26 protein-coding genes, 1 pseudogene and 1 other annotated feature are annotated in these 23,598 nt (G+C 50.7%); of the genes and pseudogenes, 9 read left to right on the top strand and 18 right to left on the bottom strand.

The window, feature by feature from the left end; translation table 11 throughout:
- Positions 1-74: 74 nt before the first annotated feature.
- The 3 genes from ppsR (at position 75) to hemP (ending at position 2,458) form a co-directional block, all read left to right on the top strand.
- Positions 75-908, top strand: coding sequence for a posphoenolpyruvate synthetase regulatory kinase/phosphorylase PpsR (ppsR, locus tag ACLD4K_RS00280; RefSeq protein WP_183059099.1), 834 nt, complete (start codon positions 75-77; stop codon positions 906-908).
- Positions 909-1,063: 155 nt separating this feature from the next.
- A complete protein-coding gene (gene aroH / locus ACLD4K_RS00275; RefSeq protein ID WP_001082196.1) occupies positions 1,064-2,110 on the top strand; it encodes a 3-deoxy-7-phosphoheptulonate synthase AroH in 1,047 nt (348 codons plus the stop codon).
- Between the two features lie 156 nt (positions 2,111-2,266).
- A complete protein-coding gene (gene hemP, locus ACLD4K_RS00270) occupies positions 2,267-2,458 on the top strand; it encodes a hemin uptake protein HemP (protein ID WP_000089115.1) in 192 nt (63 codons plus the stop codon).
- A gap of 34 nt (positions 2,459-2,492) precedes the next feature.
- On the opposite strand, the gene selO is transcribed toward hemP, so the two are convergent.
- The 16 genes and pseudogenes from selO to ACLD4K_RS00190 all read right to left on the bottom strand — a co-directional run bounded on the left by selO (position 2,493) and on the right by ACLD4K_RS00190 (position 16,731).
- Positions 2,493-3,935 carry a protein adenylyltransferase SelO gene (selO, locus tag ACLD4K_RS00265; RefSeq protein WP_000175665.1) on the bottom strand — a complete coding sequence of 481 codons (1,443 nt, stop codon included), beginning with the start codon at positions 3,933-3,935 and terminating at the stop codon, positions 2,493-2,495.
- 61 nt (positions 3,936-3,996) lie between these two features.
- Entirely contained in the window at positions 3,997-4,710 is a 714-nt protein-coding gene (ydiV, locus tag ACLD4K_RS00260) for an anti-FlhDC factor YdiV (protein ID WP_411011177.1), read from the bottom strand.
- 313 nt (positions 4,711-5,023) lie between these two features.
- On the bottom strand, positions 5,024-5,488 hold the full coding sequence (locus ACLD4K_RS00255; protein WP_001213256.1) for a C40 family peptidase: 465 nt from the start codon (positions 5,486-5,488) through the stop codon (positions 5,024-5,026).
- Between the two features lie 76 nt (positions 5,489-5,564).
- Entirely contained in the window at positions 5,565-6,314 is a 750-nt protein-coding gene (gene btuD / locus ACLD4K_RS00250; RefSeq protein ID WP_080193936.1) for a vitamin B12 ABC transporter ATP-binding protein BtuD, read from the bottom strand.
- Positions 6,314-6,865 carry a glutathione peroxidase gene (locus ACLD4K_RS00245; protein WP_076726458.1) on the bottom strand — a complete coding sequence of 184 codons (552 nt, stop codon included), beginning with the start codon at positions 6,863-6,865 and terminating at the stop codon, positions 6,314-6,316. The genes btuD and ACLD4K_RS00245 overlap by 1 nt, the downstream gene beginning before the upstream one ends.
- A 91-nt stretch (positions 6,866-6,956) precedes the next feature.
- On the bottom strand, positions 6,957-7,937 hold the full coding sequence (btuC, locus tag ACLD4K_RS00240; protein ID WP_411011176.1) for a vitamin B12 ABC transporter permease BtuC: 981 nt from the start codon (positions 7,935-7,937) through the stop codon (positions 6,957-6,959).
- Between the two features lie 202 nt (positions 7,938-8,139).
- Entirely contained in the window at positions 8,140-8,439 is a 300-nt protein-coding gene (gene ihfA, locus ACLD4K_RS00235) for an integration host factor subunit alpha (RefSeq protein ID WP_001229266.1), read from the bottom strand.
- Positions 8,440-8,443: 4 nt separating this feature from the next.
- On the bottom strand, positions 8,444-10,831 hold the full coding sequence (gene pheT, locus ACLD4K_RS00230; RefSeq protein WP_058821236.1) for a phenylalanine--tRNA ligase subunit beta: 2,388 nt from the start codon (positions 10,829-10,831) through the stop codon (positions 8,444-8,446).
- Between the two features lie 15 nt (positions 10,832-10,846).
- Positions 10,847-11,830 carry a phenylalanine--tRNA ligase subunit alpha gene (gene pheS / locus ACLD4K_RS00225; RefSeq protein ID WP_000018570.1) on the bottom strand — a complete coding sequence of 328 codons (984 nt, stop codon included), beginning with the start codon at positions 11,828-11,830 and terminating at the stop codon, positions 10,847-10,849.
- Positions 11,831-11,892: 62 nt separating this feature from the next.
- Positions 11,893-12,016, bottom strand: a sequence feature (Phe leader region).
- Positions 11,967-12,011: a pheST operon leader peptide PheM gene (pheM, locus tag ACLD4K_RS00220; RefSeq protein WP_001386830.1), complete on the bottom strand. Its 45-nt coding sequence runs from the start codon at positions 12,009-12,011 to the stop codon at positions 11,967-11,969. It overlaps the preceding feature by 45 nt.
- Positions 12,017-12,131: 115 nt before the next feature.
- Entirely contained in the window at positions 12,132-12,488 is a 357-nt protein-coding gene (gene rplT, locus ACLD4K_RS00215; protein ID WP_000124850.1) for a 50S ribosomal protein L20, read from the bottom strand.
- Positions 12,489-12,538: 50 nt separating this feature from the next.
- Entirely contained in the window at positions 12,539-12,736 is a 198-nt protein-coding gene (gene rpmI, locus ACLD4K_RS00210) for a 50S ribosomal protein L35 (RefSeq protein ID WP_001124225.1), read from the bottom strand.
- A 95-nt stretch (positions 12,737-12,831) separates the two neighbouring features.
- Positions 12,832-13,374 (bottom strand): translation initiation factor IF-3, encoded by a 543-nt coding sequence (gene infC, locus ACLD4K_RS00205; RefSeq protein ID WP_001574431.1) that lies wholly within the window; start codon positions 13,372-13,374, stop codon positions 12,832-12,834.
- 3 nt (positions 13,375-13,377) lie between these two features.
- The gene (thrS, locus tag ACLD4K_RS00200; protein WP_001144226.1) at positions 13,378-15,306 is read right to left on the bottom strand and encodes a threonine--tRNA ligase; all 1,929 of its coding nucleotides are present in this window, start codon (positions 15,304-15,306) and stop codon (positions 13,378-13,380) included.
- A gap of 259 nt (positions 15,307-15,565) precedes the next feature.
- The gene (locus tag ACLD4K_RS00195) at positions 15,566-16,420 is read right to left on the bottom strand and encodes a DNA/RNA non-specific endonuclease (RefSeq protein WP_411011175.1); all 855 of its coding nucleotides are present in this window, start codon (positions 16,418-16,420) and stop codon (positions 15,566-15,568) included.
- Positions 16,417-16,731, bottom strand: a pseudogene (locus ACLD4K_RS00190) (hypothetical protein). Before ACLD4K_RS00190 ends, ACLD4K_RS00195 begins: the two are co-directional and overlap by 4 nt.
- Before the next feature lie 290 nt (positions 16,732-17,021).
- On the opposite strand from ACLD4K_RS00190, the gene ACLD4K_RS00185 reads away from it, so the two are divergent.
- Positions 17,022-17,981 (top strand): lipid A deacylase LpxR family protein, encoded by a 960-nt coding sequence (locus tag ACLD4K_RS00185; protein WP_411011174.1) that lies wholly within the window; start codon positions 17,022-17,024, stop codon positions 17,979-17,981.
- A 48-nt stretch (positions 17,982-18,029) separates the two neighbouring features.
- Here the strand turns inward: ACLD4K_RS00185 and ACLD4K_RS00180 are convergent, their stop codons facing one another.
- Positions 18,030-18,788, bottom strand: coding sequence for a YdiY family protein (locus tag ACLD4K_RS00180; RefSeq protein ID WP_000770981.1), 759 nt, complete (start codon positions 18,786-18,788; stop codon positions 18,030-18,032).
- Between the two features lie 288 nt (positions 18,789-19,076).
- Between ACLD4K_RS00180 and pfkB the strand changes: the two genes are divergently transcribed.
- The 3 genes from pfkB to ACLD4K_RS00165 all read left to right on the top strand — a co-directional run bounded on the left by pfkB (position 19,077) and on the right by ACLD4K_RS00165 (position 21,363).
- Positions 19,077-20,009: a 6-phosphofructokinase II gene (gene pfkB, locus ACLD4K_RS00175; protein WP_000251707.1), complete on the top strand. Its 933-nt coding sequence runs from the start codon at positions 19,077-19,079 to the stop codon at positions 20,007-20,009.
- Between the two features lie 96 nt (positions 20,010-20,105).
- Positions 20,106-20,396 (top strand): type V toxin-antitoxin system endoribonuclease antitoxin GhoS, encoded by a 291-nt coding sequence (gene ghoS, locus ACLD4K_RS00170; RefSeq protein WP_000146129.1) that lies wholly within the window; start codon positions 20,106-20,108, stop codon positions 20,394-20,396.
- 106 nt (positions 20,397-20,502) lie between these two features.
- Positions 20,503-21,363, top strand: a complete 861-nt coding sequence (locus ACLD4K_RS00165; RefSeq protein WP_411011173.1) for a fructosamine kinase family protein — start codon at positions 20,503-20,505, stop codon at positions 21,361-21,363.
- A 42-nt stretch (positions 21,364-21,405) separates the two neighbouring features.
- Here the strand turns inward: ACLD4K_RS00165 and ACLD4K_RS00160 are convergent, their stop codons facing one another.
- Positions 21,406-21,942, bottom strand: a complete 537-nt coding sequence (locus ACLD4K_RS00160) for a YniB family protein (protein WP_000222158.1) — start codon at positions 21,940-21,942, stop codon at positions 21,406-21,408.
- A gap of 148 nt (positions 21,943-22,090) precedes the next feature.
- Here ACLD4K_RS00160 and hxpB point away from each other — a divergent pair, with 148 nt between their 5' ends.
- Both hxpB and ACLD4K_RS00150 read left to right on the top strand, forming a co-directional pair.
- On the top strand, positions 22,091-22,759 hold the full coding sequence (gene hxpB / locus ACLD4K_RS00155) for a hexitol phosphatase HxpB (RefSeq protein ID WP_000106854.1): 669 nt from the start codon (positions 22,091-22,093) through the stop codon (positions 22,757-22,759).
- Between the two features lie 137 nt (positions 22,760-22,896).
- Entirely contained in the window at positions 22,897-23,496 is a 600-nt protein-coding gene (locus ACLD4K_RS00150) for a metal-dependent hydrolase (protein WP_000505804.1), read from the top strand.
- The last annotated feature ends 102 nt before the right edge of the window (positions 23,497-23,598 follow it).

The following is a 23,598-nucleotide window of genomic DNA, read 5'->3' as shown; positions in this document are numbered from 1 at the left end:
GACAAGTTATACGTTTCCCGTTACTTTTAATTTATGCTTTCAGATAATTATGTTTACTCTTCAGGATGAACAGAATGGATAGTGTTGTTGATCGCCATGTTTTCTATATTTCTGATGGTACCGCCATCACCGCCGAGGTCCTGGGTCACGCGGTTATGTCGCAGTTTCCGGTGACGATCAGCAGCATCACGCTGCCATTCGTGGAAAACGAAAGTCGCGCCCGCGCCGTCAAAGACCAAATTGACGCCATTTATCAGCAAACCGGCGTTCGCCCGTTGGTGTTTTACTCGATTGTTTTACCTGAAATTCGCGCCATCATCTTACAGAGCGAAGGTTTCTGCCAGGATATCGTCCAGGCGCTGGTGGCGCCGCTTCAGCAGGAGATGAAACTGGATCCGACGCCGATCGCTCATCGTACTCATGGGCTTAATCCGGGTAACCTGAACAAGTATGACGCGCGTATTGCCGCTATCGATTATACCCTGGCGCATGATGATGGCATTTCATTGCGCAACCTCGATCAGGCTCAGGTCATTTTACTTGGCGTTTCGCGCTGTGGAAAAACGCCCACCAGCCTCTATCTGGCAATGCAATTCGGTATTCGTGCGGCTAACTACCCTTTCATCGCCGATGATATGGATAATTTGACGCTGCCCACATCGTTAAAACCGCTACAACATAAACTGTTCGGCCTGACAATTGACCCTGAACGCCTGGCGGCAATTCGCGAAGAACGCCGTGAAAACAGTCGCTATGCCTCGTTGCGTCAGTGCCGCATGGAAGTGGCGGAGGTCGAAGCGCTGTATCGTAAGAATCAGATCCCCTGCCTGAACAGCACCAATTATTCCGTTGAAGAGATAGCCACCAAAATTCTCGACATTATGGGGCTTAACCGCAGGATGTACTAGCAAACTAGTTTAATGGGTTGGTTTTTGTTATCATGCCGTTCTGCCTGCGAGGTGTGACACGCCTCGCACTTGAAATCAGCAGGGATTGGTTTATCGTGATGCCCATCACTTCCCGGTAGTCCTGCCGTTGAAGCAACAAATTTCTGAGACTTGTAATGAACAGAACCGACGAACTCCGTACTGCGCGTATCGACAGCCTGGTAACACCGACCGAACTCGCGCAGCGGTATCCTGTATCGTCCTCCGTCGCCAGTCACGTTACCGACTCCCGACGCCGGATAGAAAAGATTTTAAATGGTGAAGATCCACGGCTACTGGTCGTCATTGGCCCCTGTTCGATTCACGATCTGAATGCTGCCATGGAATACGCGACGCAGCTCCAGGCACAACGCCAAAAGCATCAGGCGCGTCTGGAAATCGTCATGCGCACCTATTTTGAAAAACCGCGCACCGTTGTGGGATGGAAAGGCCTGATTTCCGATCCCGACTTGAATGGAAGTTACCGCGTCAATTATGGGCTTGAACTGGCGCGTCGCTTGCTATTGCAGGTGAACGAACTGGGAGTACCGACCGCCACAGAATTTCTTGATATGGTCACCGGCCAGTTTATTGCCGATCTGATCAGTTGGGGAGCGATTGGCGCGCGTACCACCGAAAGCCAAATCCATCGGGAAATGGCTTCCGCACTCTCTTGTCCGGTCGGCTTTAAAAATGGTACGGATGGCAATACTCGCATTGCCGTTGACGCTATTCGCGCCTCCCGCGCCAGCCATATGTTTCTCTCGCCGGATAAAGACGGACAGATGACCATCTACCAGACGAGTGGCAACCCGTATGGGCACATCATCATGCGCGGCGGTAAAAAACCGAACTACCACGCTGAAGATATTGCCGCCGCCTGCGACACGTTGCATGAATTTGATCTGCCGGAACATCTGGTCGTCGACTTCAGCCACGGCAACTGTCAAAAACAGCATCGCCGCCAGTTGGAGGTATGTGATGATATTTGCCAGCAGATTCGTAATGGCTCCACGGCAATTGCCGGGATTATGGCCGAGAGTTTTTTACGGGAAGGCACGCAAAAAATTATCAGCGGTCAACCATTAATCTATGGTCAGTCCATTACCGATCCCTGCCTGAACTGGGAAGATACGGAAGTTTTGTTGGAAAAACTTGCCGCAGCGGTAGACAGCCGCTTTTAATAGCTCGCCCATCCTGTCGGGATGGGCGTTTCTTCGATGCGTTACCCGCCCTTTTCTCTACGCGCGCATATATCACTCCACAGAATTAGCACTTGCTGTTATCGCATTAATTATTGATAATAATAATCATTGTGAGTTTGATTATTAATAAATAACATGTCGCGTATGGATAACACCGAGCTGCCTCACCCTAAGGAAATAGACAATGAAACGCTTCTCCCTGCCGCTGAACGGCGCGTCAACAGTCAGGCGCTATTAGGTCCGGACGGCAAAGTCATTATCGATCACAACGGTCAGGAGTATCTGTTGCGCAAAACTCAGGCCGGGAAGCTACTGTTAACCAAATAACGCTGCGCCAGCAGACGATGCTACTGGCGTCAGGCTAACTTGAACAACTGACCTCCAGCCGCTTTCCCCACTCCGGTGGTCGGCTGGCATAGTCATCATCTCGATCGGTAAAAGGTTGACGTAAAACTTCATGCAACCGATGCAGTTCTGCCATGTCTCCCTGTTCAGCCGCATCTATCGCGCGTTGCGCCAGCCAGTTGCGCAACACAATCGCAGGATTCACGCGTTGCATCTGCTGCTGGCGCAGCGCGTCATCAACCGCCTCTGTGCGCAATCGCGCCCGGTAGCGGTCGAACCAGGCATCGAACGCCGCGCGATCGATAAACGTATCCCGCAACGGCGAGGAAGCGCTCTGTTGCTCCGTATGGCTTAACATCCGAAATGTACGGGTATAGTCACTCCCTTCGCGCGCCATCAGACTAAACAATTCATTCAGTAAAGCGTTATCGTCTTTTTGCTCGGTAAAGAAGCCCAGCTTCTGGCGCATTCGCTGCCCATAGTGCGTTAACAACGCGTCCTGGTAGCGATCCAGCGCTCTGTTTAACGCGTCGATCTCAATAAAAGGGGTTAACGTCTGCGCCAGACGTTGTAAATTCCACAGCGCCACCGACGGTTGATTATCGAAGCGGTAACGTCCCTGATGATCGGAATGGTTACCAATGAAGCCGGGATCGTAGTCATCGAGAAAACCAAAGGGACCATAGTCGATGGTCAGCCCCAGAATCGACATGTTATCCGTATTCATAACGCCGTGCGAAAAACCGACGGTTTGCCACTCGGCGATGAGTCTTCCGGTACGCGCCGCCACCTCTTCAAACCACAAAGCATATTTTTCCGGGACATCCTGCCATTGCGGCCAGTAATGACGAATAGCGAAATCAGCCAGTTGCTGAACTTTTTCCGGCTCACGGCGGTAATAGAAATGTTCGAAATGACCAAAACGCATATGACTTTGCGCCAGACGCATTAACATCGCGCCCGTTTCCTGCGTCTCTCGCTGAACCGGCGTATCGCTGGCTACGATAGATAACGCGCGCGTCGTGGGAATACCCAGATAATGCATGGCTTCGCTGGCAAGACTTTCTCGTATGGTTGAACGCAGGACGGCGCGCCCATCCCCCATTCGCGAATAGGGTGTTAATCCGGCGCCTTTCAGATGCCAGTCGAGGGTCGAGCCATCCGCCAGGAGCTGTTCGCCCAGCAAAATACCGCGTCCGTCGCCGAGTTGCCCCGCCCAGACGCCGAACTGATGCCCGCTATATACCTGCGCGACAGGCGACATACCGGGTAATAAGGTTTCGCCGCCCCAAACGCCAGCGCCATTAGTAGCGTCAAATAACGACGCGGGAATGGCTAACTGCTGCGCCAGTTCGTCGTTATACCAAATCAGTCGCGCATTTTTTAACGGTGTGGGTAAAAGCGCGGTATACGTTGCTGGCAATTCATCGCGCCAACGGGCAGTAAAAGACAGGGTCATAGGGCCTCCTGTCTTCAGTGTAGACGGTTAATCACCGGTTAAACACCGGCAAACAGAAAGGTTATCGCTGAACGAGTTTAATGAGCTGGCTTACCGGCACCGAAGGCCATAGTCCGCCCTGGAATGCGCTAAACCCCAATGGCGCTGCGCGCGCAAACATCGCCTCAGTATCAATACCGGCAATCATCAGCGACTCGCAGCTGGAGGAGATCTGGGCAACAATAGCGTGCATGAATGGTTCGAATGAGATCATTTCAGCTCGCTGCTGAATAAAATTTTTATCCAACATGACTCGTTTGAAAAGCCCATCGAAAATAGCTTTAGTCGATGCCTCGCCTGCCCCAAAATTTGCCAGCATTAATGGAAAATGCATTGCCAGATTAGCTAACGTTTCATTGTTTTTGCCCTGGTTTAACCCAGGATAATTCTCATTTATAGCTAATTCAAGAAACGGAAAGCGCGCTGCCTGGGAAAAAAGTTCGCTATCTAATAATAATAAGTCACTAATTGCAGGCGGTAAATTAAGCCATGCAATAAGTTTATGCTGAATAAAAAAGTGCTGACAGGTTTCTAACAACGCCAGTTTTTCAACAAACAGACAGTATTGTTCCTCCACCGAAAGGCGAGGCGCTACCAACTCAGTCGGCATCCGCACGGCGCCGTCTTCAGCGGCAAACGTTGCAATAATCTCTAAACCAACAAGCCGAGCGTTTTCATCCATGACGGGAAGGAAAAAGAGTTCGGAATGGTAAAGCTCATCAAGTGAAGCAATCATTACGCCAGTCCCATGGTTAGGACGCTATTCGCCATCCAGTCACTACGGACGGAAACAGACGTAACTTCAGATACTAATTGAAGCGTCATCATTTTTCTTGTTTACCGGTGAACCGGTTCCTTTTTTTAACTTACTCTGATTATAAACCAATATCCAATGTTGTACTTTTAACAGGGCGTGAGCACGCCCGTTTTTAATAAAAGTACGTTTGTAAATGCTACGGTTATATCATTATATATGATGACAACAGATGTCATAAGTTCAACCGGCGATATGTTAAAAATAGACTATAAAATTTATATCGTCTGCGGGGTTAAATTCGCCGTGCCTGCCAGAAGTTTTTTCGCCAGTACACATTATCCAGCGATGAACGCATCACGCCACGACTGGTAGAGGCATGAATAAACTCATTATTTGTATCGTAAATACCAACATGTAAACCACTTTCGCCCGAACCGGTTTTAAAGAAAACCAAATCTCCGGGCAGCAATTCATCTTTATCGATTCTGGTGCCGATTTTTGATTGTTCACGCGTATCACGAGGCAACTGCAAATCAAACTTGTCGCGCATAGTGACTACCACAAAGCCGGAACAGTCCACGCCTCTACGACTCATGCCGCCGTAGCGGTATGGCGTACCGCGCCAGGACTGCAACTGATCGTTCAGACCCGCAATGACGGTAATGGAGTCTGATAATCTGGCATTTGGCGCCGGTGCCCGATGAGTACTGCATCCTGCCAGGAACAATGCTGTGATAACAAGAAGCCAAAAACGCATGCCGCAACAATCCTCTGTTTTTATTTTGGTATTAATTTAGCGTCGAAATTACCTGCTTTTCAAGAAACGATTTTACTTAAGTGGCCGAAATGAGCATTGGATGCCCCTCGACGTCGAGTCGTCGAAAGCACAGACCGTAGGCTTGCGCCAGATAAGAGGGGGTGAGCACCTCTTCCCGGCGGCCGCAGGCAATGAGTTTACCGCGCTTTAGTAACCAGGCTTTATGCGCATGGCGCAGCGTGTGGTTCAGATCATGGCTACTCATCACAATCGCAATTCCTGCCTGACATAAATGATGTAATACCCGATCCAGAGCGTTTTGTTGCGCAACATCGAGACTGTTCATCGGCTCATCAAGCAGCAATAATTGACCGACCGGATTAGCGTCGGGATGAATTTGTAGTACAACGGCAGCAAGGCGAACGCGCTGCCACTCGCCACCGGAAAGCTGATTCACGCTTCGCCCCAGTTTGTCGCCCAATCCAAGCATATCGGCCACCTCGTTAAGCTGCCCGGTTCGCGTTTTATCAGGTTGATGCAATGTCAGGTAATGCCAGACCGGCATGGCGAACGGCGGATTTTGCTGTTGCGCAAGATAAGCGCGGTGTTGGGCAAGCGTTGCCGTCGCCCATGCCTCCAGCGGCGCTCCGCCAAACCTGATGCTCCCCTCGCCGGAGGTTAACCCCGCCATACGCGCCAGTAGCGTGCTTTTCCCGGCGCCGTTCGGCCCGACAAGATGAAGGATCTCTCCTGCGCTTACTTCGCCGGAAAGCGGCCCCAGGCGGGTGCTCTCGGCGACGTCCTTTAATTGCATCAATTGAGACATTATTTTGCCAACGCGATTTTTATGCTTTCCATCACAATAGGATCTTCAGGCGTCATATCCGGCGAAAAACGCTGTACTACCTGACCATCCCGGCCTACCAAAAATTTTTCAAAATTCCACAGAATATCATCCGGATAGAGTGGCGTACGCCCTTTGCTTACCATCCGTTCGTAAAAGCCGCTCTTCTCCGGCGCGACTGCCGTTGGCGCAGCGGCAATCAGTTTTTGATACAGCGGATGGCGCGCGTCGCCATTCACATCAATTTTACTGAACATCGGGAACGTGACGCCCCAGGTGCTGGCGCAATAGGTTTTAATCTCCTCTTCGCTGCCTGGCTCCTGCCCCATAAACTGGTTGCAGGGAAAACCCAACACGATAAACCCCTGATCTGCCCACGCCTTCTGGATATTTTCCAGCTGTTCATATTGCGGCGTCAGACCACATCTGGAGGCGACGTTTACAATGAGCAGCACTTTTCCGGCGTATTTCTCAAGAGTGGTGACTTCTCCATCAATCGTCGTAACGTGAGTATTAAGAAGCGAGTTTTGCATGGTGTCTCCCTGATGTCGGTAGAATAGCGGGTTTCATCGTTAGCCTTTAATCATAGACTGCGAATGATGAAAGCAGTTGTTTACCAATGCGCTAACGCGCGGATTTGAGCAGCAGCCAGATAAACACTGGCGCCCCCAATGTGGCGGTAACCACCCCGATAGGCAGTTCAGCCGACGCCAGCGCCAGTCGGGCGACCACATCAGCCAATAGCAGGGCGATAGCCCCGGCCAGCGCGCAGCCGGGAAGTAAAACCCGGTGATCGGTTAAACCACATAAGCGCAGGATGTGCGGAATAACCAGACCGATAAAACCAATCGCCCCCGCCATCGCCACGCTGACGCCCACCATCCAGCCGGTGGCGACGACCAACAAATTGCGCCAGAACCACAGCGGCAGGCCAAGCTGCCGCGCCGAGGTTTCCCCTAGCGCCAGCATATTCAGCGGTTGCGACTGGCAACATATCCAGATCAGTACCGGGATGAGCGCAATCATTAGCCAGCTCTGCTGCCAGTCAACGCCGCCGAATCCTCCCATCATCCAGTACATTAATTGCCGCAGATCGAAAGAGGTGGAAAAATAGATAGCCCACGTCATCAGCGCGCTACAGATAATGCCCAGCGCGACGCCCGCCAACAACAAGCGGCTGGTAGAGAGATGGCGGCGCGCAAAACGCAGCAGGATTAACGTAATAGTGAGCGCGCCAGCTATAGCGCACAGTCCCAGCGCCCATCCTGGCAGTTGCCCCTGCCCCAGTAAGACGGCGGCAATAAGCCCAACACCGGCCCCATTCGAAACGCCGAGCAGGCCCGGTTCAGCAAGTGGGTTTTCAAACAGCGCCTGCATCACGGTGCCAGATAGCGCCAGCGCAGCGCCAACCAGCAATACCGCAAGCGTGCGGGGAAGGCGGATTTGCCAGACAAACAGTTCCCCCCGGGCGCTTAACCAGTCACCGGGGGTAATCCACTGTTCGCCTGCGCATAAGCTCAGAAGTGTAGCCAGTAGCATCAGCAGTGACAGGCTCAGAAGCCAGCGAACGTTTCGTCGCTGTTGTTGGCGGGCAAAAGTCAGCATGTTATCCATTCAGCTGAAAAGAGGTAGCGTGATTTTACGGTGGGTATCCTCTACTTGAAAGAAAAAAGGCCGCAATGCGGCCTTTTTAGTTATACGAGTCATCTTTCAGACTGACAGATACGCTGTCATCCCGCTGATCTACTTTCGGGATGGCAGCGTATCTGCCGCAATACACCCTGATGGATGTTATGCCTGGATCTGATTACTCTTCTTTGGGCGAAGCGTTTTCGACCCGGCTCTTTAACTTCTGCCCGGGTCTGAAGGTCACCACGCGCCGTGCTGTAATAGGAATATCTTCACCCGTTTTCGGGTTACGCCCCGGACGTTGATTTTTATCACGCAGATCGAAGTTACCAAAACCAGAGAGTTTCACCTGCTCACCGTTTTCCAGAGCACGACGGATCTCTTCGAAAAACAGTTCAACCAGTTCTTTGGCATCCCGCTTGCTAAGCCCAAGCTTATCAAACAGATATTCTGACATTTCAGCTTTTGTAAGCGCCATAGGTTCAATCCCTCAATGATGCCTGGAATCGCTCTTTTAATGCCTCTACACATTTGGCGACGGTAGCGGCAATCTCCTCTTCTTCGAGTGTACGGTTGGTATCCTGAAGGATCAGGCTGATAGCGAGGCTCTTATAACCCTCCGCAACACCCTTACCGCGGTACACGTCAAATAAGTTTACGCCAACTACCTGATTTACGCCAACTTTCTTACATTCGGATAAAATATCCGCTGCGGGAACGTTTTCTGCAACAACAACCGCAATATCGCGACGGTTGGCCGGGAAGCGTGAAATCTCCCGCGCCTGCGGCACGATACGGTCTGCGAGCTTATTCCATTCCAGTTCAAACACCAGCGTACGACCATTCAGATCCAGTTTACGTTCCAGTTCAGGATGAACAACCCCAATAAAACCAATACGTTCATCTTTCAGATAAATCGCTGCCGACTGTCCCGGATGCAGAGCCGGATTCATCTCCGCCTTAAACTGGATATCACCCAGTTTGCCGGTTAAATCCAATACCGCTTCCAGATCGCCTTTCAAATCATAGAAATCAACGGTCTCTTTTGCCAGGTTCCAGTGCTCATCATAGCGGTTGCCGCAAATCACGCCAGCCAGCATCAGATCCTGTCGAATACCCAGATTGGCTTGTGTATCCGGAACGAAACGTAAACCGGTTTCAAAAATACGCACGCGATTCTGCTGACGGTTTTGGTTATAGACCACCGTCGCCAACAATCCGCTCCACAGAGACAGACGCATCGCCGACATCTCAACGGAGATAGGGTTTGGCAGCAGCAGCGCTTCTGCGCCTGGATGGATGAGCTGTTGTACTTTAGGATCGACAAAGCTATAGGTAATCACTTCCTGATAGCCTTTGTCGTTCAGCATGGTTTTAACCCGCTTCAACGACAGATCGGCTTCACGGTGCGTCCCCATGATTAAACCGGCCTGGATTGGCTCGTCCGGAATATTGTTATAGCCGTAAACGCGGGCCACCTCTTCCACCAGATCTTCTTCAATTTCCATATCGAAACGCCAGGTCGGCGCCACGGCTTTCCACTCGTCCTGTCCTTCGGTCACTTCACAGCCCAGACGACGCAGAATATCACTGACCTGCTCATCCGTAATATGATGCCCGATCAGGCGATCCAGTTTACTGCGACGCAGCGTAATGGTGGCGCGTTTCGGCAACGTTGCTTCGTTGCTCACATCAATTATCGGACCCGCATCACCGCCACAGATATCAAGAAGCAGACGAGTAGCGCGCTCTATCGCTTTATATTGCAGCGCCGGGTCCACCCCGCGCTCGTAGCGATGAGATGCATCGGTATGCAGACCGTGGCGGCGAGCGCGACCGGTGATAGACAGCGGATTAAAGTACGCACACTCCAGCAGCACATTTTGCGTTTCGCCATTCACGCCGGAATGTTCGCCGCCAAAAATACCGGCTATCCCCAGCGCCTTATGGTGATCGGCGATCACCAGCGTGTCCGCATTTAACGTCGCTTCGCTACCGTCCAGCAGGACGACGGTTTCACCCTCTTTTGCCATCCGCACGACAATACCGCCATCAATGCGATCTTTATCGAAAGCATGCATTGGCTGACCCAGTTCGAGCAGCACATAGTTCGTGACGTCAACCACCGCATCGATGGAGCGAATACCGCAGCGACGCAGTTTCTCTTTCATCCACAGCGGCGTCGGCGCGTTAACATTGATGCCTTTTACCACCCGGCCAAGATAGCGTGGACACGCATCAGCGGCCTCTACTGTAATCGGCAGCGTATCGCTGATGGTTGCCGTAACCGGCGCCATTTCAGGCTCCTGGAGCGGCGCTTTGTTCAGTACCGCCACATCACGCGCAACGCCGATGATACCTAAGCAATCCGCACGGTTCGGCGTGACGCTAATTTCGATGGTATTGTCGTCAAGCTTCAGGTATTCACGGATATCGGTACCCAGCGGCGCATCCGCCGGCAGTTCGATAATGCCGCTGTGATCGTCGGAAATCCCCAGTTCGGAGAAGGAGCACAGCATCCCTTCAGACGGTTCGCCGCGCAGTTTCGCCGCTTTAATTTTGAAATCGCCCGGCAGGATGGCGCCAATGGTGGCCACCGCTACTTTCAGCCCCTGACGACAGTTTGGCGCGCCGCAGACGATATCCAACAGGCGTTCTCCGCCAACGTTGACTTTCGTTACACGCAATTTGTCAGCGTTCGGATGCTGGGCGCACTCAACCACTTCCCCAACCACAACGCCATTGAAGCTTCCCGCGACCGGCTCAACGCCGTCTACTTCCAGGCCAGCCATCGTAATCTGGTTAGCCAACGCATCGCTATCAATTGCCGGGTTAACCCACTCGCGTAACCACAGTTCGCTGAATTTCATTGTTTTATCCTGCCTTTATTTAAACTGTTTGAGGAAACGCAGATCGTTTTCGAAGAATGAACGCAGGTCGGTGACGCCGTAACGCAACATGGTCAGACGTTCCATCCCCATACCAAAAGCGAAGCCAGAATAGATTTCCGGATCGATACCGACATTACGCAGCACATTCGGATGCACCATCCCGCAGCCCAGCACTTCCAGCCATTTGCCGTTTTTACCCATCACATCCACTTCCGCAGAAGGTTCGGTAAACGGAAAATAAGAAGGACGGAAGCGAATCTGCAGATCCTCCTCAAAGAAATTACGCAGGAAGTCGTGCAGCGTACCTTTGAGGTTGGTGAAGCTGATGTTGGTATCAACAATCAGACCTTCCATCTGATGGAACATCGGAGTATGCGTCTGGTCGTAGTCATTACGGTATACACGGCCCGGCGCAATAATACGGATCGGCGGTTGCTGCGCTTTCATCGTCCGGATCTGGACGCCAGACGTCTGGGTCCGCAGCAGACGGGTCGCGTCAAACCAGAAGGTATCATGATCGGCGCGGGCCGGATGATGACCCGGAATGTTTAACGCATCGAAGTTATGGTAGTCATCTTCGATTTCCGGGCCAGTCGCCACGGTAAAACCAAGCTCGCCGAAGAAACTTTCAATACGGTCAATGGTACGTGTGACCGGATGCAGACCGCCGTTCTCAATACGGCGCCCCGGCAGGGAGATATCGATGGTTTCAGCGGCCAGACGGGCGTTAAGCGCTGCGCTTTCCAGCTCGGCTTTACGCGCGTTAAGAGCCTGTTGTACCTGCTCTTTCGCGGCGTTAATGACTGCCCCGGCTGCTGGACGCTCTTCCGGCGGCAGATCGCGTAGGGTCGTCATCTGAAGGGTTAAATGCCCTTTCTTGCCCAAATATTCGACGCGTACATTGTCTAACGCGGCAACATCTGACGCCTGGTTAATGGCGGCCGCTGCATTGGCAACCAGCTCTGCGAGATGTGACATGGTTTTCCTCATTGTGTCGGTGAAGACACCGGTTCATTGGACGTAATCTCTCGATTTCAGATACAAAAAAAGCCTCCATCAGGAGGCTTTTTTGCGCTGTTTTTCGTTTCGTTTTTCACGCGCTAGCCTCCTGGGATCAGGTGCTAAAGTAAAAAAAGAAACGGAAAATAGCAGCGTTCATGCTTGCGTTACCTTATGTGGTAAAACCGAATATCCTTTATTGAAAAGGGTTACAGGTCAATTGTCAACTCACTGAACAGTAAATAAAAGAGAGGGAGCCAGGCTCCCTCTTTTCACTGGCTTATGCCAGAGCTGCTTTCGCTTTTTCAACCAGCGCGGTGAACGCGACTTTGTCGAATACGGCGATATCAGCCAGGATCTTACGGTCGATTTCAACAGAGGCTTTTTTCAGGCCGTTGATGAATTTGCTGTAAGAAATACCGTTCTGACGTGCTGCTGCGTTGATACGCGCAATCCACAGTTGACGGAACTGACGCTTACGTTGACGACGGTCACGGTAAGCATACTGACCAGCTTTGATAACTGCCTGGAAGGCAACGCGGTATACGCGAGAACGCGCACCGTAGTAGCCTTTGGCTTGTTTCAAAATTTTCTTGTGACGTGCGCGTGCAATTACACCACGTTTTACGCGAGCCATATGTGCTCTCCTGTATCTATTCTAATTAAAAAGTTAAAAACGTTAACGGCTTATGCGTACGGCAGGCACGCGATAACCAGGCCCAGATCGCCTTTAGAAACCATGGCTTTCGGACGCAGGTGACGTTTACGTTTAGTCGCTTTTTTGGTCAGAATGTGACGCAGGTTAGCGTGCTTGTGCTTAAAACCACCTTTACCGGTTTTTTTGAAGCGCTTAGCAGCACCGCGTACGGTCTTAATTTTTGGCATTTTAATAACTTCCACTTCGCATTGTTAATAAACGAAACATAGGCGAACAAAACCTGTGAAGCCCGAAGGCTTCACAGAATTGTTACTTGAAGGCCTTACTGTTTCTTCTTAGGAGCAAGCACCATGATCATCTGGCGGCCTTCGATCTTCGTTGGGAAGGATTCGACCACTGCCAGTTCTTGCAAATCGTCTTTCACGCGATTAAGCACTTCCATACCGATTTGCTGGTGGGCCATCTCACGGCCGCGGAAACGCAGCGTGATTTTGGCCTTATCGCCCTCTTCGAGAAAGCGAATCAGGCTGCGGAGTTTTACCTGATAGTCGCCTTCATCTGTCCCAGGACGGAATTTAATTTCCTTCACCTGGATAACTTTTTGCTTTTTCTTCTGTTCCTTAGAAGACTTACTCTTTTCATAGAGGAATTTGCCGTAATCCATTATACGACAAACCGGCGGCTCGGCGTTAGGGCTGATTTCGACTAAGTCTACTCCGGCTTCTTCAGCTTTTTCCAGAGCTTCTCTCAGACTCACAATACCAAGCTGCTCGCCTTCCAGACCTGTTAAGCGAACTTCTTGCGCGCGAATTTCGCTATTAATACGATTCGGACGCGCCGTTTGAACTCGTTTTCCGCCTTTAATACTTTATTCCTCCAGTTGTTGAAGACTGCGGCTGCGAATCTCTTGTTGCAGCTTCTCAATCACGTCATTTACGTCCAGACTGCCCAGGTCTTTACCGCGGCGGGTGCGAACGGCAACTTTGCCTGCTTCCACCTCTTTATCACCACAGACCAACATATAAGGGACACGACGTAAAGTGTGCTCGCGGATTTTAAAGCCAATCTTCTCATTTCTCAAGTCTGCTTTTACACGAATGCCCGCATTTTGTAGTTTCTGCGTCAATTCGTTAACGTATTCAGACTGCGAATCGGTAATATTCATCACGACTACCTGAACCGGCGCAAGCCATGTCGGGAAGAAACCAGCGAACTCTTCGGTCAGGATACCGATGAAGCGTTCCATCGACCCAAGAATCGCACGGTGAATCATTACCGGCACCTTACGCTCGTTGTCTTCGCCTACATAGGAGGCGCTCAGACGAGACGGTAAGGAGAAGTCCAGCTGTACTGTACCGCACTGCCATGCACGATCGAGGCAGTCATATAAGGTAAATTCAATTTTCGGACCGTAGAATGCGCCTTCACCCAGTTGATACTCAAACGGGATATTATTTTCTTCCAGCGCAACCGCCAGATCCGCCTCAGCACGATCCCACATCTCATCGCTGCCAATACGCTTGTCAGGACGAGTGGAAAGCTTGACGACGATCTTCTCGAAGCCAAAGGTGCTGTACATATCGTAGACCATACGAATACAAGCGTTAACTTCATCGCGGATCTGCTCTTCGGTGCAGAAGATATGCGCATCATCCTGCGTAAAGCCGCGTACGCGCATCAGACCATGCAGCGCGCCTGATGGCTCGTTACGGTGGCAGCTACCGAATTCCGCCATACGCAGCGGCAAATCACGATAGGATTTCAGACCCTGGTTAAAGATCTGAACGTGGCCCGGGCAGTTCATCGGCTTGATGCAATATTCGCGGTTTTCTGAGGACGTGGTGAACATCGCATCTTTATAGTTGTCCCAGTGCCCGGTTTTTTCCCACAGCACACGGTCCATCATGAACGGGCCTTTAACTTCTTGATACTGGTACTCTTTGAGTTTAGAACGAACAAAGACCTCCAGCTCGCGGAAGATAGTCCAGCCGTCGTTATGCCAGAACACCATGCCCGGCGCTTCTTCCTGCATATGATACAGGTCGAGCTGCTTACCAATTTTACGGTGGTCGCGTTTTGCGGCCTCTTCCAGGCGCTGCAGATAAGCGTTCAGGGCTTTTTTATCTGCCCATGCCGTACCGTAAATACGCTGCAACATCTTATTATTGCTGTCACCGCGCCAGTATGCGCCGGCAGTTTTCATCAGTTTAAAGTGATGGCAGAAACGCATATTCGGCACGTGCGGACCACGACACATGTCGACATATTCTTCATGATGGTACAAGCCTGGCTTGTCATCATGAGCAATGTTTTCATCAAGAATGGAAACTTTGTAGCTTTCACCACGCTTCACGAAGGTTTCACGCGCTTCGTGCCAGCTGACTTTCTTCTTGATAACGTCGTAATTTTTCTCGGCGAGCTCATGCATCCGCTTTTCGAGCGCTTCGACATCTTCCTGAGTTAGCGTGCGGTCAAGATCAACGTCATAGTAAAAACCGTTGTCGACAACCGGGCCGATCGCCATTTTCGTGTGCGGCCAAAGTTGCTTGATAGCGTGACCTAACAGATGCGCGCAAGAGTGACGAATGATCTCCAGACCCTCTTCATCTTTTGCGGTGATGATGGAAAGCGTCGCATCATTTTCAATCAGATCGGAAGCATCAACCAGCTCGCCATTCACACGGCCCGCAATGGTGGCTTTCGCCAGGCCAGGACCAATGTCCAGAGCAACATCCATCGGGCTTACAGGGTGGTCATAATGGCGTTGGCTGCCATCAGGAAGAGTAATAACAGGCATGTTATATCCTTATTTGCAGTGGTGACCCATACGCAAGATCACATACAAAGAGAAAATGAATTTATTGACAGTGAGTTGTGTATCCATCTAGCCAACCATTGCTAAATTGGCGCACAACCTTCGACACAGACGAAAATCGCTATTTTCGCCTGGCATGATGATGGTAACACTAAAAAAAGGGAGATTGCATCACTCTGTAGCAAATCAAGACCCTTGACAGGATTTCTCCGTTATCTTTCTACGCGCCGTATAGCGCTTCTCATCGACAACCTAACTTCTGCGCCAGACTCCCCTTTGTTGTTTTCACCTCGCTGGCTACCGCTTCAGGCAAGGCAGACCACAGCGTCAGCACTGGCTTCGTATTATGTTCGATAGCCTCCACGGTAACCTGATAGTCGCAAAAATTCGCCGAACGGGGCGTATTCTGATCCATAATAAACGCAGCGTAATTTCCTTCACTTTTTGACGGCGCCGTTCCGGTGAATAAAACTTTCCAGTACCCGCTGGGAATTTCTACCGCAGCATCTTCTGGCAATGTGGCGATATGCCGCTCAAAAAGGGGGCCGGTCACTACGTGCACTGCAGATACATCAGCCTGTTTGGCAAGTTCGCGCACCCGGTTTTCCAGTGCAGCCCATGCTCCCTGGTTCAGGGCGGATTTCTGCGGCGTAATATTCGATAAATAATTTAACGACGGCCAGTCCGAAACGCCGCCCAATCCTGCCAACGGGGCCTGGTGTCCCCTGTCGACTTTTAATAGCGTATGGGCATTTTTATAGGCCGAAGGGGCCAACGTATCCGAGGACGGTAAATCGGGGTCCTGCGCCCAGTTCCGCGGGCGACCGCTTGCCTGGCTGGTCTTTGTCACGCTATAGGCAACCCAGTTGGCAAATTTCGTGGCGCTATTATTATTGAGCGTATAGACATGGCGATAAATTGTTTGTTGACTTCCTCCTTGAGGACAGCCAACGCTACAGTTATCAGGTTGCTGGGCGATTACGTTACGATGGGGTAACTCGGGTGCCGATGTTGTATCCTGGGGAGGATACGATGTAGTACATGCGCTTAATAATACTACGGGCAGTAATTTTAGCAGATTAATGATTTTATTCATTTTTTCTTCCTTAATAATAACCGCCCTAATAGTTCGGATGGTAATAATTTGGTTATATTACCCTACCAATCGTTAAATACTCTCATCATTAAAGACAACACTATCACGGTAAAAATTAATAACAGATAAACATCGAAGCCCTCAAAGAAAATGAGCTCAAAAGAATACAACATGATATTCATGTTGATACCAAAAAACATCGTATTATATGCATAATCGTGAAGCCAATAATTTCTCGCACTCAGATAGCGAATGAAAGATGGATATTCAATAATATCTGACGCATGTTTTTCAACACCATTTTTCAACATTAAGGCAACGTATCCTCTCAATGACTCGCTGCTGGCAGGAGTTTAGTTATATTTAGAGCCTATCCCACCAGGCGTTATTGGCGCAGCCAGTTTGGACACGGACAGCGCGCAAAAACCGGAGCGTACACGTAGTACGTGAGGATTTTGAGCACTGCCCAGGTCCAAAATGGCAAGTAAAATAGCCCTAATGGGATAGGCTCTTAAAGGTTTAATAAGCACTGCGCATCATGCTGCTGTACTTATTACTTTGTAAAAATAAGAGTATTCACTTTCATATTCAGGGGTAAAAAGTGAACAAATACAGCTATTGCGCAACGATGATTGCCGCCATACTCAGTACGACCACAATGGCCAATGCCAGTAGCCTTGCTATTTCAGTGGCGAATGATGATGCAGGTATATTTCAACCATCCTTAAATGCCCTTTATGGGCACCCGGCTGCAGACCGGGGTGATTATACTGCCGGGCTCTTTTTAGGCTACAGCCACGATCTCACTGACGCCAGTCAACTCTCTTTTCATATCGCGCAAGATATTTATTCTCCATCAGGCGCCAATAAGAGAAAGCCTGAAGCCGTCAAAGGCGACCGCGCGTTCAGCGCCTTTCTTCATACCGGACTGGAGTGGAATTCATTAGCCACCAATTGGTTACGTTATCGTTTAGGTACCGATATCGGCGTTATTGGTCCTGACGCAGGCGGTCAGGAGGTTCAGAATCGGGCGCATCGAATAATAGGCGCAGAAAAATACCCTGCCTGGCAGGATCAAATTGAAAACCGTTATGGTTACATGGCAAAAGGAATGGTCTCCCTTACGCCAGCTATTGATATTCTGGGCGTCAATGTGGGCTTCTATCCAGAAGTCTCTGCTGTCGGCGGCAATCTCTTCCAGTATTTAGGGTACGGCGCAACCGTTGCGCTGGGAAATGATAAGACCTTCAACTCTGATAATGGGTTTGGGTTACTGTCCCGCCGAGGGTTAATACACACTCAAAAAGAGGGATTGATCTATAAGGTATTTGCTGGCGTTGAGCGCAGGGAAGTTGATAAAAACTACACGTTACAGGGGAAAACGCTGCAAACAAAAATGGAAACGGTGGATATTAATAAAACCGTGGATGAATATCGCGTCGGTGCTACCGTCGGCTATTCTCCCGTCGCATTTTCTCTTTCCTTAAACAAAGTCACGTCGGAATTTCGCACCGGAGACGACTATTCTTATATCAACGGCGACATCACCTTCTTCTTCTGAGGCGTCACCACGGAATAACCGGGCTACGTAACGTAACCCGGTACAATATTACATCTTATAGCCAAGCGTTACCGTAGTGCGACGATCGGTATGTTCCGGCGCTGATTCAGGCGGCTGCGAGTTCCACGTTAAATTATACCCCACCTTTAGACCAAAATGTTCGTTAATGGCGACATTGAGGGCTGTTTCCGAATTTAGTGTGGTGTCTTCTGCGCCAAATACTGACACCCCCTGTGTAAACTTAGCATTGTCAGTTAACTGCCAGGCATAGCTGCCGGAAGCATAACCCAACGGCTGCGTTTCAGTGGTATCGTCCGTATGTTCGTCATAGCGAACCCCTGGACCGAATTCAAAACGGAAGCTGTGTACTGGACCATTAAGGAACTGCCGCCCGTAACCGGCGGTCAGTACGTCGCGCTGACGATAACCGTTGAAACGGTCTGTCAGCCAACTGGCCTGGCCAAAGGTATAATCATAATCCGTCATATTAAAACGGTTACGCGCGCCTACCGCATATTTTTCTGAAGAGCGTTCATCATTAGAGGAGGTATTGCTGGCATTGCCCCATAATGACCAGGCGGTACGTTGTCCATACCAGGTCATCGCCGTGTCAGCCGTTAAGGAAGAACTTTTAGTATTGCCTGACTGAGCAAGGTAGCCCGCATTCAGATTACCTTCAAAAGGTTTTTTCGCGGTGGAGGGATCATCCATGACAGTAAAAACGGAATCATCGGCGGCGGCATACAGAGACGCGAACACGCCACCCGCCAGCATAACTACAGCGGGTACTGCCTTCAAAAGCTTCATTTATATAGAGTCCGTACAACTAAAAAAGAGACCACGACGGTCCCGGAAACTTTCATAGGGATCAATGACAAACGCCCCTGGAAAGGTAGCGAATTATAAGAAGCCCCGAATAACATAGCAATCAATTACTATTTCATTTTTTGAATAAGAACCCTCCCGAAGCATTCATTTATTTATATAACTTTACATCGTACTTCTTTAAATAAAGATCCGGAAAATCATATTGTTAATTCCTTCACTTTCCGGGGATTAAGTGCCAGACTGAAATCAGCCTAACAGGAGGTAACGATGGTACGTATCTATACGTTGACGCTTGCGCCCTCTCTCGATAGCGCAACAATCACGCCGCAAATTTATCCCGAAGGTAAACTGCGGTGCTCCGCGCCGGTATTCGAACCCGGCGGCGGGGGTATTAATGTCGCTCGCGCCATTGCGCATCTTGGCGGCACCGCGACCGCAATTTTCCCGGCTGGCGGCGCTACCGGCGAACATCTGGTCGCACTACTGGCTGACGAAAATGTCCCCGTGTCTACCGTCGATGCGAAAGACTGGACGCGTCAGAACCTGCACGTCCACGTCGAGTCCAGCGGCGAACAGTATCGTTTTGTTATGCCCGGCGCCACGCTGGACGATGATGAATTTCGCCAGCTTGAAGAACAGGTACTGGAAATTGAATCCGGGGCAATTTTGGTTATCAGCGGCAGCCTTCCGCCCGGCGTTAAGGTCGAGAAACTTACGCAACTGATTTCCGCCGCGCAGAAGCAAGGCATTCGCTGCATTATTGATAGCTCTGGCGACGCGCTCACCGCCGCGCTGGCGCTTGGCGATATCGAACTGGTGAAACCTAACCTGAAAGAATTGAGCGCGTTGGTCAATCGCGATCTGACGCAGCCTGATGATGTGCGTAAAGCGGCCCAGGAATTAGTGCAAAGCGGCAAGGCTCGCCGGGTAGTGGTCTCTCTGGGGCCGCAAGGGGCGCTGGGCATAGACAGTGAGAATTGCATCCAGGTTGTTCCTCCCCCGGTGAAAAGTCAAAGTACTGTCGGCGCAGGCGACAGTATGGTAGGCGCGATGACGTTAAAACTGGCGCAAGACGCGTCGCTGGAAGAGATGGTGCGCTTCGGTGTGGCGGCAGGCAGCGCCGCTACGCTCAATCAAGGTACGCGTCTGTGTTCTCGTGACGATACCCAAAAAATATACGCCTATCTTTCCGCGCAATAACCGTATCCCCCTCCCCGAGGGGGATACCGGAAAATCGGTTAACGGGCGGCGCATCCGCCGCTGTTAAAAACACAGTTGCTCCCAACGAGGTGAACGATGGCCAGTGGCGATATTACCCGTTATGTTATTACCGTAACCTTCCATGAAGATTCCCTGACCGAGATTAACGAACTCAATAACCATCTGACGCGTAGCGGTTTTTTGCTGACATTAACGGACGATGAAGGGAATGTGCATGAGCTCGGCACCAATACGTTTGGCTTTATTAGCGCTCAGAGCGCTGATGAAATCAAAGCGCTTGTCGCCGGACTTGCGAAAAGCGCGTTAGATAAGGATGTCGACATTACCGTGGCGACCTGGGAGGCGTGGAGTAAAAACGCACAATAAGTGCCATTCCCGCCGCGGCGCGTCCGTGATGTGCGTTAGTTCGTATTTTTTAACCGCATTTTTGCGCTAACCTTATGATCTGGCAGACAACGTGGGGAGAGACATTATGTGGCAAGCTATCAGTCGTCTTTTAAGCGAGCAAGTCGGTGAAGGCGAAATCGAACTGCGTAATGAACTGCCAAGCGGAGAAGTTCATGCCGCATGGCATTTACGTTATGCAGGCCATGATTTTTTCGTGAAGTGCGATGAACGAGAAATGCTTCGCGGTTTTACCGCTGAAGCCGATCAGCTGGAACTGCTCTCCCGCAGTAAAACCGTTGTTGTGCCTAAGGTATGGGCGGTAGGTTCGGATCGGGATTACAGCTTTTTAGTTATGGACTACCTCTCGCCCCGCCCGCTGGATGCCCATAATGCGTTTATTCTTGGGCAACAGCTGGCGCGCCTGCACCAATGGAGCGACCAACCTCAATTCGGCCTCGATTTTGATAACGCGCTCTCTACCACGCCGCAGCCGAATACCTGGCAACGCCGTTGGTCGACTTTTTTCGCCGAACAGCGCATTGGCTGGCAGCTTGAACTCGCCGCGGAAAAAGGCATTACTTTTGGTAATATTGACGCCATTGTTGAACATATTCAGCAACGTCTGGCGTCGCATCAACCGCAGCCTTCTCTTTTGCATGGCGATCTATGGTCGGCGAACTGCGCGCTTGGCCCTGACGGCCCCTATATCTTCGATCCAGCCTGCTATTGGGGCGACAGAGAATGCGATCTGGCGATGCTACCGCTGCATACCGATCAGCCACCGCAGATTTATGATGGCTATCAGTCCGTTTCGCCGCTACCGCTGGATTTTCTCGACAGGCAGCCGATTTACCAGCTCTACACCCTGCTTAATCGGGCAAGGCTGTTTGGCGGTCAGCACCTGGCTACTGCGCAAAAAGCGATGGATCGGCTGCTTGCAGTATAGGTACAGCCCATGCCGGATACGGGCTATCCGGCATTTTTCAGTTTACATGAAGCCTAACAAGGAAAAGAAAAAGTAGCCGAGCACGATAATAATGACCGGCAAAATATAGAGCGGGAAAAACTGTAAAAAGATGGTATGGTGCGGCACCACGATACGTGACTCTATCTGCTCACGCGTTAGTCCTTCCGCGCCTTTTGCTTTTTCCAGGATCAACTGATCTTCCACGCCTTCACGTAAAAAACGTGACTGGCGGCTCATTCTGGCGCCGGAATCCTGCATCGCCAGCCCGACAAAAATCAGAATAAAAATGAGCCAGAAACCGATATTCAGGCTTCCCTGAAAATTCGGCGTCGGCGAGTTGTACCAAAAAACATTCAGAAACGGCGTATTCACGCGCATCATGTCTATCATTACGTGGGTAAAATCCAGCATTACCGCATTTATCCCCTCCTGCTTTTCACTGTGCGCATACATAAATTTAAGGACTGAGATGAGCGTGGAAAGCAGTGCCGGAATAAAAATAACCCACCCAACAACTCTTTTTAGGATTGCAATGCGTCCAGCTTGTTGATACGTCATGAGTTCCCCTTGATAAAGACGCGTCGTTTTGGCCTAAGTCTACCTGTTGATTCCCGTTTTCGCCTGATCTTTAAGGGCGATATACTAAGAACATGGTCATAATGAACGCTTAATTCGTTATTTTTTAATCTCAACAGGAGAGGTTGTGATGTCAACCCCACGTCAAATTCTTGCTGCAATTTTCGATATGGATGGACTACTGATCGATTCCGAACCGCTCTGGGATCGCGCTGAACTGGACGTGATGGCAAGTTTAGGCGTAGATATTACTCGGCGCCATGAGTTACCAGACACGCTTGGGCTACGCATTGATATGGTTGTCGATCTCTGGTTTGCGCAGCAACCGTGGAGCGGCCCCGATCGCCAGGAAGTGACAAACCGTGTTATTGCCCGCGCGATTACGCTTATCGAAGAGACGCGCCCTCTTTTGCCGGGTGTGCGCGAGGCCGTGGCGCTGTGTAAAGCGCAGGGGCTATTAGTGGGGCTTGCCTCGGCATCGCCGCTGCATATGCTGGAAAAAGTGCTCACCATGTTTGAACTGCGCGACAGTTTTGACGCGCTGGCCTCTGCGGAAAAATTGCCCTACAGCAAACCGCACCCGCAGGTTTATCTGGATTGTGCGGCCAAATTAGGCGTTGATCCATTAACCTGCGTGGCGCTGGAAGATTCGGTGAATGGTTTAATCGCGGCAAAGGCGGCGCGAATGCGCGCCATTGTGGTGCCAGCAGAAGAAAACCAGCATGATCCGCGCTTTGCGCTGGCGAATGTCAAACTTAACTCACTGACAGAGCTGACGGCGGCGCATCTACTCGGTTAAGATGTTTCCGAAACAAAGTCAACGGGCAATTAGCCGCTGAGCCAGACGGCAAGCGGCTTTGACAGAGACAAAGAGTTACAACGTCACCACTTCCGCCTACTGTATAAAAACCCTATACTGTATGAATTGACAGTTTAATGGGTTTTATCATGACGGCGGAAGGACATCTTCTTTTTTCTATAGCCAGCGCGGTTTTCGCCAAGAATGCCGAGTTAACGCCCGTCCTTGCGCACGGCGACTGGTGGCATATTATTCCTTCGGCTATTTTGACCTGTCTGCTGCCGGATATCGACCACCCCAAATCTTTTCTTGGTCAGCGCCTGAAATGGGTATCGAAACCGATCGCCCGCGCGTTCGGTCACCGGGGCTTTACCCATAGTCTGCTGGCGGTCTTTGCCCTACTGGCGACCTTTTATCTCAAGGTGCCGGATACGTGGATTATCCCGGCGGATGCGCTGCAAGGCATGGTACTTGGCTATTTAAGCCATATCGTCGCGGATATGCTCACCCCCGCAGGCGTTCCCTTACTGTGGCCGTGCCGCTGGCGTTTCCGCCTGCCTATTCTGGCGCCGCGCAAAGGCAATCAACTGGAGCGATTTTTATGTATGGCGTTGTTTGCCTGGGCGGTGTGGATGCCGCAGTCCATGCCGGAAAACAACGTCATACGCTGGTCTTCGCAGATGATCACTATCCTGCAAATGCAGTTCAATCGTTTTATAAATCACCAGATTGATTAGTAAATCAACGCCAAAGTCATTTTTGGTATAAACCATTCCATTTGAATATAAGAGCCAGCTCACAGTTCTGCTAATCTTGCGCGAACAGAATCGCTAAAACAC

It is taken from the genome of Salmonella sp. 741265055_HSA (genome assembly GCF_046569525.1).
Classification (GTDB): domain Bacteria; phylum Pseudomonadota; class Gammaproteobacteria; order Enterobacterales; family Enterobacteriaceae; genus Salmonella; species Salmonella enterica.
This window is presented reverse-complemented; position numbering and strand designations above follow the sequence as displayed.

Bases quoted from the DNA above. Each gene is read 5' to 3' on its own strand.
- ppsR (WP_183059099.1), top strand. From the start codon at position 75: ATGGATAGTGTTGTTGATCGCCATGTTTTCTATATTTCTGATGGTACC.
- aroH (WP_001082196.1), top strand. From the start codon at position 1,064: ATGAACAGAACCGACGAACTCCGTACTGCGCGTATCGACAGCCTGGTA.
- hemP (WP_000089115.1), top strand. From the start codon at position 2,267: ATGTCGCGTATGGATAACACCGAGCTGCCTCACCCTAAGGAAATAGAC.
- selO (WP_000175665.1), bottom strand. From the start codon at position 3,935: ATGACCCTGTCTTTTACTGCCCGTTGGCGCGATGAATTGCCAGCAACG.
- ydiV (WP_411011177.1), bottom strand. From the start codon at position 4,710: ATGATTGCTTCACTTGATGAGCTTTACCATTCCGAACTCTTTTTCCTT.
- ACLD4K_RS00255 (WP_001213256.1), bottom strand. From the start codon at position 5,488: ATGCGTTTTTGGCTTCTTGTTATCACAGCATTGTTCCTGGCAGGATGC.
- btuD (WP_080193936.1), bottom strand. From the start codon at position 6,314: ATGTCTCAATTGATGCAATTAAAGGACGTCGCCGAGAGCACCCGCCTG.
- ACLD4K_RS00245 (WP_076726458.1), bottom strand. From the start codon at position 6,865: ATGCAAAACTCGCTTCTTAATACTCACGTTACGACGATTGATGGAGAA.
- btuC (WP_411011176.1), bottom strand. From the start codon at position 7,937: ATGCTGACTTTTGCCCGCCAACAACAGCGACGAAACGTTCGCTGGCTT.
- ihfA (WP_001229266.1), bottom strand. From the start codon at position 8,439: ATGGCGCTTACAAAAGCTGAAATGTCAGAATATCTGTTTGATAAGCTT.
- pheT (WP_058821236.1), bottom strand. From the start codon at position 10,831: ATGAAATTCAGCGAACTGTGGTTACGCGAGTGGGTTAACCCGGCAATT.
- pheS (WP_000018570.1), bottom strand. From the start codon at position 11,830: ATGTCACATCTCGCAGAGCTGGTTGCCAATGCAGCGGCCGCCATTAAC.
- rplT (WP_000124850.1), bottom strand. From the start codon at position 12,488: ATGGCTCGCGTAAAACGTGGTGTAATTGCACGCGCACGTCACAAGAAA.
- rpmI (WP_001124225.1), bottom strand. From the start codon at position 12,736: ATGCCAAAAATTAAGACCGTACGCGGTGCTGCTAAGCGCTTCAAAAAA.
- thrS (WP_001144226.1), bottom strand. From the start codon at position 15,306: ATGCCTGTTATTACTCTTCCTGATGGCAGCCAACGCCATTATGACCAC.
- ACLD4K_RS00195 (WP_411011175.1), bottom strand. From the start codon at position 16,420: ATGAATAAAATCATTAATCTGCTAAAATTACTGCCCGTAGTATTATTA.
- ACLD4K_RS00180 (WP_000770981.1), bottom strand. From the start codon at position 18,788: ATGAAGCTTTTGAAGGCAGTACCCGCTGTAGTTATGCTGGCGGGTGGC.
- pfkB (WP_000251707.1), top strand. From the start codon at position 19,077: ATGGTACGTATCTATACGTTGACGCTTGCGCCCTCTCTCGATAGCGCA.
- ghoS (WP_000146129.1), top strand. From the start codon at position 20,106: ATGGCCAGTGGCGATATTACCCGTTATGTTATTACCGTAACCTTCCAT.
- ACLD4K_RS00165 (WP_411011173.1), top strand. From the start codon at position 20,503: ATGTGGCAAGCTATCAGTCGTCTTTTAAGCGAGCAAGTCGGTGAAGGC.
- ACLD4K_RS00160 (WP_000222158.1), bottom strand. From the start codon at position 21,942: ATGACGTATCAACAAGCTGGACGCATTGCAATCCTAAAAAGAGTTGTT.
- hxpB (WP_000106854.1), top strand. From the start codon at position 22,091: ATGTCAACCCCACGTCAAATTCTTGCTGCAATTTTCGATATGGATGGA.
- ACLD4K_RS00150 (WP_000505804.1), top strand. From the start codon at position 22,897: ATGGGTTTTATCATGACGGCGGAAGGACATCTTCTTTTTTCTATAGCC.